Source organism: Polaribacter sp. (genome assembly GCF_049276715.1).
GTDB lineage: Bacteria > Bacteroidota > Bacteroidia > Flavobacteriales > Flavobacteriaceae > Polaribacter.
Map to the genome: position 1 here is coordinate 112488 of NZ_JBASWY010000044.1, position 13116 is coordinate 125603.

The 13116-nt window shown below is 31.7% G+C and carries 7 protein-coding genes; 6 read left to right on the forward strand and 1 reads right to left on the reverse strand.

Annotation, left to right across the window (positions count from 1 at the left end; all coding sequences use genetic code 11):
• Positions 1-14: 14 nt before the first annotated feature.
• The gene (gene gyrA, locus WAO74_RS11425) at positions 15-2522 is read right to left on the reverse strand and encodes a DNA gyrase subunit A (protein WP_422162232.1); all 2508 of its coding nucleotides are present in this window, start codon (positions 2520-2522) and stop codon (positions 15-17) included.
• Between the two features lie 264 nt (positions 2523-2786).
• Here gyrA and WAO74_RS11430 point away from each other — a divergent pair, with 264 nt between their 5' ends.
• The 6 genes from WAO74_RS11430 (at position 2787) to WAO74_RS11455 (ending at position 13114) form a co-directional block, all read left to right on the forward strand.
• On the forward strand, positions 2787-5354 hold the full coding sequence (locus WAO74_RS11430; protein WP_422162234.1) for an ATP-dependent Clp protease ATP-binding subunit: 2568 nt from the start codon (positions 2787-2789) through the stop codon (positions 5352-5354).
• A 240-nt stretch (positions 5355-5594) separates the two neighbouring features.
• Positions 5595-7796 (forward strand): catalase/peroxidase HPI, encoded by a 2202-nt coding sequence (gene katG / locus WAO74_RS11435; protein WP_422162235.1) that lies wholly within the window; start codon positions 5595-5597, stop codon positions 7794-7796.
• A gap of 105 nt (positions 7797-7901) precedes the next feature.
• Entirely contained in the window at positions 7902-8249 is a 348-nt protein-coding gene (locus WAO74_RS11440) for a hypothetical protein (protein WP_422162237.1), read from the forward strand.
• Between the two features lie 186 nt (positions 8250-8435).
• Positions 8436-9128, forward strand: coding sequence for an ABC transporter ATP-binding protein (locus WAO74_RS11445; protein WP_422162239.1), 693 nt, complete (start codon positions 8436-8438; stop codon positions 9126-9128).
• Between the two features lie 30 nt (positions 9129-9158).
• The gene (locus WAO74_RS11450; RefSeq protein ID WP_422162240.1) at positions 9159-11663 is read left to right on the forward strand and encodes a TonB-dependent siderophore receptor; all 2505 of its coding nucleotides are present in this window, start codon (positions 9159-9161) and stop codon (positions 11661-11663) included.
• A 5-nt stretch (positions 11664-11668) separates the two neighbouring features.
• Complete coding sequence (locus WAO74_RS11455) at positions 11669-13114, forward strand: ABC transporter permease (protein ID WP_422162241.1); 1446 nt, start codon at positions 11669-11671, stop codon at positions 13112-13114.
• Positions 13115-13116 lie beyond the last annotated feature (2 nt).

Below are 13116 nucleotides of genomic sequence, written 5' to 3' on the forward strand. Positions count from 1 at the left end.
GTATTAATTAATTTTTATTCCTGATTTTCGTTTGTATCATTTTCAATTTCCGTGCCATTTTCGTTTTCATCATCTTCTTCTTCATCTTCATTCACAACTTTAGCAACTGCTGCAATACTATCATCTGCTTTAATATTTATTAAACGTACACCCTGTGTTGCACGTCCCATAACTCTTAAATCTTCTACAGCCATTCTAATAATGATTCCAGATTTGTTAATAATCATCAAATCATTAGAATCATCCACATTCTTAATAGCTACTAAATTACCAGTTTTTTCAGAAATATTTAAAGTTTTAACTCCTTTACCTCCTCTGTTTGTAATTCTATATTCGTCTACACTAGAACGTTTTCCATATCCTTTTTCTGAAACTACAAGGATATCAGTTTCTGTATCATTAACAGCAACCATACCAATTACTTCATCTTGATCATGTTGTAAAGTAATTCCTCTTACACCTGAGGCAGTTCTTCCCATTGGTCTCGTTTTTGCTTCTTCGAAACGAATAGCTTTACCAGATTTTAGGGCTAGCATAACTTGGCTGTCTCCTGTTGTTAATTTTGCTTCTAATAACTCATCACCATCTTTAATAGTAATTGCATTAATACCATTTGTTCTTGGTCTAGAGTATTGCTCTAAAGAAGTCTTTTTAACTTGACCTTTTTTGGTAGCCATAATTACATAATGACTATTTACATAGTCTTCATCTTTTAAATCTTCTGTTACCAAAAATGCTTTTACGCTATCATCTTGTTCAATATTGATAAGGTTTTGCATTGCTCTACCTTTGGTGTTTTTACCACCTTCTGGTATTTCATAAACACGCATCCAGAATACTTTTCCTTTTTGTGTAAAAAACATCATATATTGATGATTAGTACCTACAAATAAGTGTTCTAAAAAATCTTCATTTCTAGTTGTTGCTCCTTTTTGACCTCTTCCTCCTCTATTCTGAACTTTATATTCTTCAAGATTTGTTCTTTTTAAATATCCAGCATTAGAAATTGTTACAACAACACTTGTATCAGGAATCATGTCTTCGATTCGCATATCTCCTCCTGCATATTCTATTACAGATCTGCGTTCATCACCATATTTATCTTTTATGTGAAGTAATTCATCTTTTATAATTTGATAACGTCTTGGCTCATTTATCAAAATGTCTTTTAAATCTGAAATCGTTAGCATAATTTCGTCATATTCAGAACGCAACTTGTCTTGTTCTAAACCTGTTAACTGTCGCAAGCGCATTTCTACAATTGCTTTGGCTTGAATTTCTGTTAATTCGAAACGCTCCATTAACTTTTCTCTAGCTTCATCTGCATTAGAAGATGCTCTAATAATTGCAATTACCTCATCAATATTGTCTGATGCAATAATTAATCCTTCTAAAATATGTGCTCTTGCTTCTGCTTTCTTTAATTCATATTCAGTTCTACGAACGATTACTTCATGTCTGTGTTCTACAAAATAATGAATTAACTGTTTTAAATTTAATTGCTCTGGTCTACCTTTTACTAAAGCAATATTATTTACACTAAAAGAAGATTGTAATTGGGTGTATTTAAATAATTTATTTAAAACGATATTTGGAATTGCATCACGTTTTAAAACGTAAACCACACGCATTCCATTTCTATCAGATTCGTCTCTAATATTAGCAATGCCTTCAATCTTCTTATCATTTACCAATTCAGCAGTTTTTTTAATCATTTCTGCTTTGTTAACTTGGTAAGGTATTTCTGTTACAATAATGCACTCACGCCCTTTAACCTCTTCTATATTAGCTTTAGCACGCATTACAATTCGCCCACGACCTGTATGAAAAGCATCTCTTACACCATCATAACCATAAATAATTCCACCTGTTGGAAAATCTGGCGCTTTTACATGCTGCATTAACTCATCAATCTCAATATCGTTATTATCTATGTAAGCAACTGTTCCGTTAATTACTTCCGTTAAATTATGAGGCGCCATATTTGTTGCCATTCCAACTGCAATTCCAGAAGCACCATTTACTAATAAATTTGGAATTCTGGTTGGTAAAACTGTAGGCTCTTGTAAAGTATCATCGAAGTTCAAACGATGATCTACTGTTTCTTTTTCGATATCAGCTAACATTTCTTCTGATATTTTTTGCATTCTTACCTCAGTATAACGCATTGCAGCAGGAGAATCTCCATCTACAGAACCAAAGTTTCCTTGTCCATCTACCATCATGTAACGAACACTCCAACTTTGAGCCATCCTTACCATAGAATCATACACAGATGTATCTCCATGAGGATGATATTTACCTAATACTTCCCCAACAATTCTTGCTGATTTTTTATAAGCTCCTGTAGCTTTAATCCCTAACTCGTGCATACCATACAAAACCCTTCTATGAACTGGCTTTAAACCATCTCTCACATCTGGTAATGCTCTAGACACAATAACTGACATTGAATAGTCTATATAAGCAGATTTCATCTGCTCTTCAATGTTAATTGGAATTAATTTTTCACCCTCTGCCATATATATTTCTGATTACAATTAATTGATTTTTTTAAAACAAGGCAAGATACTACTTCTTCTAATATTTACAAAGGTTTTGAGCCAATGAAAGCTTTATAGTTATCAACATTTTTTAATAATTTTTAACTATATTTTATTTGCTTGATTTCTAAGAGTTTTCTATCTTGTGGATATGAAGTCAAAGTGTCAGTTTTTAATATTGGCATCTTTTTTGTAATTATTTTGCAAAAAAAAGGACTAAATTTACATCAATAAGAAAAGAATATGGACGATAATTTTTCACCAAAAGTAAGAGATGTAATTACCTTCAGCAAAGAAGAGGCATTACGTTTAGGTCACGAATTTATAGGAACTGAACACTTACTATTAGGTTTAATAAGAAAAGGAGAAGGAAAGGCAATAGAAATATTAACTGCATTTGATGTAGACTTAAATCTTTTGCGAAAAAAACTAGAACAATTAAACCCTCCAAATCCTGCCTTGCAAGAAGGTACAGAAAAGAGGAGCTTGCATTTAACAAGACAAGCCGAAAAAGCACTGAAAACAACTTTTTTAGAAGCAAAACTTTACCAAAGCGATTCTATAGATACTGCCCATTTATTGTTGTGTATTCTTAGAAATGAAAATGACCCAACAACGAAGTTAATTCAAAAATATAGAGTTAATTATGATGAAGCAAAAGCCCTATATAAAGAGTTGCATGTTGATGACAAGATTGTAGATGTAGATTTGCCTTTGAACCCAATTGCAGAAACTCCTTCAGATGATGAATATGCTTCTGAGAAATCGAATCCTTTTGAGCAAAAAAAACCTACCACAGCTAAAAAATCTAAAACTCCTGTATTAGATAATTTTGGTAGAGATTTAACATTCCTGGCAGAAAATGGGAAATTAGACCCAGTAGTTGGTAGACAAAAAGAAATTGAAAGAGTTTCACAAATTTTAAGTAGAAGAAAGAAAAACAATCCAATGTTAATTGGAGAGCCAGGAGTTGGTAAATCTGCAATAGCAGAGGGTTTAGCTTTAAGAATTGTAGAAAGAAAAGTATCTCGTATTTTATTTGATAAGCGAATTGTTTCTTTAGATTTGGCAAGCCTAGTTGCTGGCACAAAATATAGAGGTCAGTTTGAAGAAAGAATGAAAGCTTTAATGAACGAGCTTGAAAAAAATGATGATATTATTCTTTTTATTGATGAAATTCATACCATAGTTGGTGCAGGTGGTGCAACTGGTTCTTTAGATGCATCTAACATGTTAAAACCAGCTTTGGCAAGAGGAGAAATACAATGTATTGGAGCAACCACTTTAGACGAATTTAGAACAAATATAGAAAAAGACGGCGCTTTAGAACGTCGTTTTCAAAAAGTGATTGTAGATCCTACATCTGTAGAAGAAACAATTCAAATATTACAAAATATTAAAGGCAAATACGAAGAGCACCATCATGTAAATTATACAGAAGAAGCCCTTGAAGCATGTGTAAAACTTACACATAGATACATGACAGACAGGTACTTACCTGATAAAGCAATTGACGCTTTAGATGAAGCAGGTTCTAGAATTCATATTACAAATATTGTAGTTCCTAAACAGGTTTTAGAATTAGAGGCACAATTAGAGATAATAAGAGACAAAAAAACAAAAGCGGTTAATGGTCAGAAATATGAGGAAGCTGCAAAGTTAAGGGATGATGAAAAAAATATTGAACTGGCTTTAAATTCAGCTCAAAAACAATGGGAAGAAGATTCTAAATTAAACAGAGAAATTGTTACAGAAGACAATGTTGCAGAAGTAGTTTCTATGATGACAGGAATTCCTGTAAATAGAGTTGCTGAAGCAGAAAGCCATAGATTGCACGAATTACCTCAATTAATAAAAGGAAAGGTAATTGGACAAAATGAGGCTGTAACTAAAGTTGTAAAAGCAATTCAAAGAAATAGAGTGGGTTTAAAAGACCCTAATAAACCAATTGGTTCTTTTATTTTCTTAGGGCAAACTGGAGTTGGTAAAACACAATTAGCTAAAGTTTTAGCGCGTGAATTATTCGATTCAGACGATTCTTTAATTAGAATTGACATGAGCGAATACATGGAAAAATTTGCTATTTCACGTTTAATTGGAGCACCTCCAGGTTACGTTGGTTATGAAGAAGGTGGTCAATTAACCGAAAAAGTTCGCAGAAAACCTTATTCTGTAGTTCTTTTAGACGAAATAGAAAAAGCGCATCCAGATGTATTTAATATGTTGTTACAAATTTTAGATGATGGTTTTATAACGGATAGTTTAGGTAGAAAAATTGATTTTAGAAATACCATAATTATCATGACATCTAACATTGGTGCGCGTCAATTAAAAGATTTTGGTGGTGGAGTTGGTTTTGGAACATCATCTAAAACAGAACAAGCAGACGCAAATGCAAAAGCTGTAATTGAAGGAGCTTTAAAGAAATCTTTTGCACCAGAATTTTTAAATAGAATAGACGATGTAATTGTCTTTAACGCTTTAGAAAGAGAAGATATTCATTCTATTATAGATATTGAATTAGAGAAACTGTTAAGAAGAATTTCTGATTTAGGCTATACTTTAGAGCTGAGTGAAAAGGCAAAAGATTATATTGCTGATAAAGGGTTTGACAAAAAATATGGTGCAAGACCTTTAAATAGAGCCATTCAAAAATACATAGAAGACGCTTTGGCAGAAGAAATTGTAAATTCTAAACTCACTGAAGGTGATACTATTTCTATGGATTTAGATGAAACTAAAAACGAACTTACAATCAATATTAAAAAAGGTTTTAAAAAACCAGAGACAAACTCAGAAACTAAGGCTTAAGTAAAAAGTTCTTTAGGATAGCAAAATACCTCAAAAATGTTGGACCATTTTTGAGGTATTTTTTTGTTTATTTCATTTGGCAGAATTTCTATGTATCTATAGATACCTAAAAAAAATTAATTTCCATTATCACATATTTACCACAAAGACTATCAGTTTTACTTATTTTAAAATAAGAATTATAGATAAAAATTATTTAAAATTTTATTGTAATTTTGAGTCCAATAAAAATCGCAATCAATGAGCAATAATGGAAATTATAACATAAATGGAGACACAGCCAAGTGTCCATTTATGAGTGGAAGTCAAAAAAAATCAGCTGGTGGAGGAACTAGTAATAGAGATTGGTGGCCCAATGAATTAAAATTAAATATTTTACGTCAAAACGCACCAAAATCTAATCCTATGGGAGAAGATTTTGATTATGCAGCCGCTTTTAATAGCATAAATTATGATGAACTTAAACAAGATGTTATTCATTTAATGACAGATTCTCAAGATTGGTGGCCAGCAGATTATGGGCATTATGGAGGCTTTATGATACGAATGGCTTGGCACAGTGCAGGAACTTATAGAGTTGGTGATGGACGAGGAGGAGCTGGTTCAGGAACGCATCGTTTTGCACCTTTAAATAGCTGGCCTGATAATGGAAATTTAGACAAGGCTCGTTTATTATTATGGCCCATTAAAAAGAAATATGGCAATAAAATTTCTTGGGCAGATTTAATGATTTTAGCGGGTAACTGCGCTTTAGAATCTATGGGCTTTCCTACTTTTGGTTTTGCAGGAGGAAGAGAAGACGTTTGGGAACCAGAACAAGATATTTATTGGGGAAGTGAAACAGGATGGTTAGATAATGATGAAAGATATGATACTTCTGATGGAGATTTAGAAGGACATCTTGGAGCTGTACATATGGGATTAATTTATGTGAACCCTGAAGGACCAAATGGAGAACCAGATCCTTTAAAATCTGCACATGATATTAAAATAACGTTTGGTAGAATGGCCATGAATGATGAAGAAACTGTAGCTTTAGTTGCAGGTGGCCATACTTTTGGTAAGGCGCATGGTGCTGCAGACCCAGAAAAATATGTGGGTGCTGAACCACATGGAGCATCTATCGAAGAAATGAGTACTGGTTGGAAAAACACTTTTAAATCTGGTGTTTTAGATGATACCATTACAAGTGGAATTGAAGGGGCTTGGACACCAAACCCAATACAATGGGATGCTGATTATTTTGATGTACTTTTAAATTACGACTGGGAATTAACGAAAAGTCCTGCAGGTGCTCATCAATGGACACCAAGTAATGCTGATGCCAAACAAGCACCAGCTGCTGGAGGAAATGGCACTCAAGCCTTGATGATGACTACTGCAGATATGGCTTTAAAAATGGATCCTACTTATAGAGAAATCTCAGAACGTTTTCATAAAGATCATAAGGCATTTGAAGATGCTTTTGCTCGTGCTTGGTATAAATTAACACACAGAGATATGGGACCTATAGATAGATATTTAGGTCCAGAAGTACCAAAAGAAGAATTAATTTGGCAAGACCCAATTCCTAAAGTAAATTACACTTTAAGCGATGCTGATATTGATGCTTTAAAGAAAATGATTTTAGCTTCTGATTTATCTACTTCAGAATTAGTTAAAACCGCTTGGGCTTCGGCTTCTACTTATAGAGGTTCAGATAAACGCGGTGGTGCAAACGGAGGAAGAATAAGATTAGAGCCACAAAGAAGTTGGGCAGTAAATAATCCGAATGAACTAAACAAAGTCTTAACTGTTTTAGAAGGAATTCAAAAAGAATTTAACGGAACAGTTTCTATGGCAGATTTAATTGTTTTAGGTGGAACAGTAGCTGTAGAGGATGCCGCAAAAAAAGCAGGCTACTCAATTTCAGCTAACTTTACTCAAGGAAGAGGAGATGCTTCTCAAGAACAAACAGATTTAGAATCTTTTGGCTATTTAGAGCCAATAGCAGACGGTTTTAGAAACTATATGAATCCTAAATTAGATGTTGCTGCTGAAGATTTATTAGTAGATAGAGCTAATTTACTAACACTTTCTATTCCAGAAATGACTGCTTTAGTTGGTGGATTAAGAGTTTTAGGAGCAAATTTTGATGGTTCTAAAAACGGAGTTTTCACGGATAAGGTAGGTATTTTAACCAACGATTTCTTCGTTAATGTTTTAGATTTCTCTTTAACTTGGAAAGCTGCAAACGCAGATGAAAAAGAATTTATTGGTAGAGATAGAGCTACAGGTGCTATGAAATTTCACGGAACTCGTGCAGATTTAATTTTTGGTTCTAATACAGAATTAAGAGCTGTTGCTGAAGTTTATGGTGCAAATGATGGTGAAGAGCGTTTTGTAAATGATTTTGTAAAAGCTTGGACTAAAGTGATGAACTTAGATCGTTTTGATTTATAAGAACTTACCCACTTACAAATTTAAAAAATCGGATTAATTTCCGATTTTTTTTGGTTTTGCACCAAAATAATTTAGAAAAATTAAAAATAATTTTATATTTGCTCCGTGAAAAATATTAAAGGAACAATAAGTACTTTTTTAGTGATTGTCATTTTTATGACACATCTTGTTGCTCTTCTGCATAATTTTAATCATATAGACAAACATCATTTTGATGAAAAATCAGAAAAATCTTCTTTAGTTTTTAAAACTGATGATAAATCAAATTCAAATGAATTATGTGATATTTGTAATATTTATTTGGATATGGATTTAAAGGAATCCAAAATTGTTAATTATGTAATAATAACACCCCAGTTTATTACAAATAAAATTTCACAACAAGAAGAACATTTTATTCCTCTTATACTCTATCAAAAACAATCTAGAGCACCACCTTATCAAATTTCTTAATACAAAAAAAACGATCCAGTTTTAATTTCTAGACTATAATTACGCTTTTTTTCAAAAAGCTTATTATTGAGTTCAGTTGTTACATTTGGTTTGTTTCTTTGTATGTAGTATTTATTCTAAAATGCTAAAAAATACTGTTCTTCATTTTAAAGAACACAATCCACAATTTTATAAAACAACATCTTTATGTTAGAAGCTAAAATGCTTTCTATGCACTATAATGAAAAAATAGCGCTGAATGAATTAAGTTTTTCTGTAGCTCCAGGTGAAATTTTTTGCTTATTAGGGCAAAATGGAGCAGGTAAAACTACGACTATTAATATTTTTTTAGGTTTATTAAAACCAAGTTCTGGCAAGGCATTAATAAATAATATTTCTGTAACAGAAAATAATGCTACTAAAAACTCCATTGCTTACATACCAGAAATTGTGCAGTTATATGGCAATCTATCTGGTTTAGAAAATTTAGATTTTTTTAGTCGATTAGCAGGTTTTAAATACGGTCAACAAGAACTTGAAAAGTATTTAGCTAAAGCTAATTTGCAAACAAATGCATTTAAAGAAAAGCTGAGCACCTACTCTAAAGGAATGCGTCAAAAAGTAGGTATTGCAATTGCTTTGGCTAAAAATGCTTCTTATATTTTAATGGATGAACCAACATCTGGTTTAGATCCTAAAGCATCAGTAGAATTTGCAAAAGTATGTAAAGAATTATCCGCAGATGGTGTTGGTATTCTTATGGCTACTCATGATATTTTTAATGCTGTAAATATAGGGTCAAAAATTGGGATAATGAGAGAAGGCAGTTTAGTTCACGTAACTGAAACCTCAAAAATATCTGCTCAAGAACTTCAAGATTTATACATAAAAACAATTTAATTAAACTCAAACAATAATAAATAACAAATAATGAAATTTAAAAACATCATATTTGCAATACTATTTTTAGCAGTACAAATCACTTTTGCTCAATCCAAAATTGCAGGAAAAGTTTTAGATAAAAATAATAATCCAATTTTAGGAGCAAACATCACAATAAAAAAGAACAATTCAATACAACAAGGAACATCAACAGATATTGATGGAAACTTTAGTATACAATTAAAAGAAAAAGGAGCTTATAATTTAAAAATAACATTTATTGGTTTTAATACCTATACAAAATCTGTTGATATTAAAACAAATGAAGATTTCAATTTAGGTAGTATAACACTTTCAGAATCTTCAGAATCTTTACAATCTATAGAAATTGTTGGTAGAACTCGAAAAGATTACAATAGTGATTATTCTTTTTCCGCTACCAAAATAGCTATTAAAAATAAAGAATTACCACAAGCAGTGAGTACTGTAACTAAAGAACTTATTGATGATCGTTTAGCATTTCAATTAGTAGATGCAGTAAAAACAGTAAGTAATGTTACAGCTACTGGATTATATAACCATTATAATATTCGTGGAATTACTCAAGCTGATGATGGACAGGTAGTAAATGGTATGCGTACGCGTCAGTATTATTTTTTACAACCAATCACCTCTCATTTAGAGCGTGTAGAAGTTATCAAAGGACCTTCTTCTATTACTTTTTCTAGTGCAGATCCTGGAGGAACAGTAAATATGGTAACAAAAAAACCTTTAGCTAAAAAAAGAAGTTCTATCAGTTTTACTACTGGAAGTTTTGGAACTTTAAGAACAACTGCAGATTTTACAGGCCCTCTGAATGAGGAAAAAACTTTATTATATCGTTTTAATGCTGCTTATCAAGATGCTGATTCTTTTAGAGATGTTGTAAATAACAATGCTATTTTATTTGCGCCTTCTTTAAGTTATATACCTAATGAATCTACTTCACTTAACGTTGAAATGATTTATAATAATTCTGAAGGTAATCTAGATAGAGGACAACCTATTTTTGGCTCTATTAATGGTGAATATGATCTCAATAGCACTCCAATAACAATGAATGTTGGTGCATCAAGCGATCATTACAAAACCAAAGAACTTACGTTTATGGCTAGCTTCAGCAAAAAGTTTAGCGACAACTTTGGTTTTAATGCCCAGTATATGAAACAAACTTGGGATGAAGATTTGGCAGAACATAGAGTTGGAGGATCAATGGTTGATATTGATGGTAATGTAATTACTACTCTTGCAAGATTGAGATATGATGAAAGACAACAATTTTGGGAAACAAATAATTTTAGCGCCTATTTTAACTACGATATCATTAACGAAAATTTCACTAATAAACTCTTAATAGGTTACGATGCAACACGTTGGGAAAGAAAAAAAGGTGCTGGTTGGTTTAGAGCTAGAAGATATTTAACCGTAAGTGGAGGGCAAGCAAATTATGACCCTACGAATCCAGGTAATTATGTTCAAACAACCATAGGTGGTGTTACAGTGCCAATGCCAGCAGGAGCTTATTTTGATTTAGAAAACCCATTTAATGGAGCTAGAGATACCAGTAACTATGCACTTTCTAATCTATCACAATATTTACCTGCAAATTTAACTACGTCTGATGGTATTTATCTTCAAAATCAATTTAAAATTGGTAAATTTTCTGCATTATTAAATTTAAGGTATGAGTGGTTTACAGATATATTTAATTATGAAGGTGATGAACAAAAGTTTAAAACAAGTGCATTTGTTCCAAGACTAGGTTTAACTTATGAAATTACAGACGAAATAAGTGCTTATGCGACCTATTTAGAAGGTTTTCAACCACATACAAATACGGTATCATTATCTCCAACTGCAGAAGGTTTCTTTTGGGCTGCATCTCCAGGAAGATTTGATCCATTAGAAAGTACTTTAAAAGAGATTGGTGCTAAAGGTGAATTTATGAATGGTAAAATATTTGCAAATTTTGCTTTGTTTGATATCACTCAGAAAAATATTTTATTAGGAGATACTTATGATTTAGACAACTTAACAACCAGAGGTGAACAAAGAAGTAGAGGTTTTGAAATGGATGTATCTGGGTATATTTCATCAAACTTTCAGTTAACAGCTTCTTATGGATTTACAGATGCAGAAATAGTAGAAGATGCAATAACAGAGTTTATTGGACAAAGAATTGGTGGTGCACCAAAACATAATGCCAATTTTTGGGGTCGTTATGATTTTATAACCAAAGCCTTAAAAGGAATTGGAATAGGTTTAGGTACACAGTTTATAGGTGACAGATACACTTGGTACAACCCAACATATGCAACTGATAGAGTATTATTACCTTCTTATACCGTATTTGATGCTGCAATTTATTACAAACCTAGCAATACTGGTATGCAATTAACACTTAAAGTAAATAATTTATTTGATGAAACGTATTGGTTAGGAGGTTTAAATCCATCAAGATTAGGCCCTGGAGCACCAAGAAATTTCTTATTAAATGCTACTTATAATTTTTAAAGTTTATGAAAAAAACAGTTGTTTTTTTAATAGCAAAACAATTTTCTAAAAAGACCTTTAGCAATAAAGGTCTTTTAATACTGTTGTTTATTTTTTTAGGAGTTTTAGCATACGTAACAACAAATAGTTGGGTTGCTTTTGAGAAACATCATCATACTGTAGAACATCATCAAGAAGAATCTAGAAAAAGTTGGGATGATAATCCAGACAAGCATCCTCACAGAATGGCGCATTTTGGGTCTTTTACGTTTCGCTTACAACATCCATTAAGTATTTTTGATTCTGGAATTGAAAGTTACACAGGAAATGCTATTTTTTTAGAAGCTCACAAACAGCATACTGCCAATTTTTCTGAAGCAAGTCTATCAACAGGTTTAGTTCGTTTTGGAGATTTAAATGTTACAATGTTGTTGCAATTAATTTTACCTCTAATTATATTTTTCTTGGGATATGCTTCTATAACATCAGAAAAAGAAAATGGAACTTTAAAAATAATGCATATTCAAGGAGCAAAAATTAAAGAGGTTCTTTTAGGCAAATCTTTGGGCTTATTTCTTATTTCGGCAATTTTCTTTTTACCCGCTTTTTTGTCTTTATGGAGTATTTCTTTTTTAGAAAACGAAGCTACAAATGGCGCAACTATTATTAGATCTTTACTAATTACGTTTAGTTATATTGTGTTTTATATGGTTTTATGTTGCATAACTGTAATTATTTCTGGCAAAAGTCAAAATTCTAATAAAGCATTATTGAGTCTATTAAGTATTTGGTTGTTGTTTTTTATTATTGTTCCAAAAATGGCACAAGTTGTTGGAAATTCAATGTATCCCAATCTTTCTAAAATAGCATTTAAAGCTGCTATTGAAGAAGAAATTTCTAAAACTGGAGATAGTCATAATCCTGATGATCCATATTTTAATAGTTTGCGAGATTCCATTTTAAAAGTCTATAATGTTACTGATGTAAAAGATTTACCCATAAATTATAGTGGTTTTGTAATGAGTAAAGGCGAAGAACAATCTGCAAAAATATACAACAAACAACATACTATTTTAATTGACACCTATCAAAAACAAAATAGTATTACCAATGGGTTGGTTTTTTTAAATCCTTATTTGGCTATTAAAAATGTATCGATGGGTTTTTCTGGGACAGATTTTGATACGTATGTTAATTTCTTATCACAAACTGAAAATTACAGATACAAACAATCGCAATATATGAATGAATTGCAAATGAAATTTATAAGCAATAAAGCCACAAGTAGCGAAGGTAAAGTTAATGTAATTGACAAATCGTATTGGAAATCTGCACCAAAATTTAGTTACAACTATATTTCTATAGGTAAAACAATTCAAAATCAGCTTACAGCAATTGTAACGCTTGTAGTCTGGTTGCTGTGCACATTATTATTTATGGTTAAATTTTCTAACCGATTTAAAATTTTTTAGTT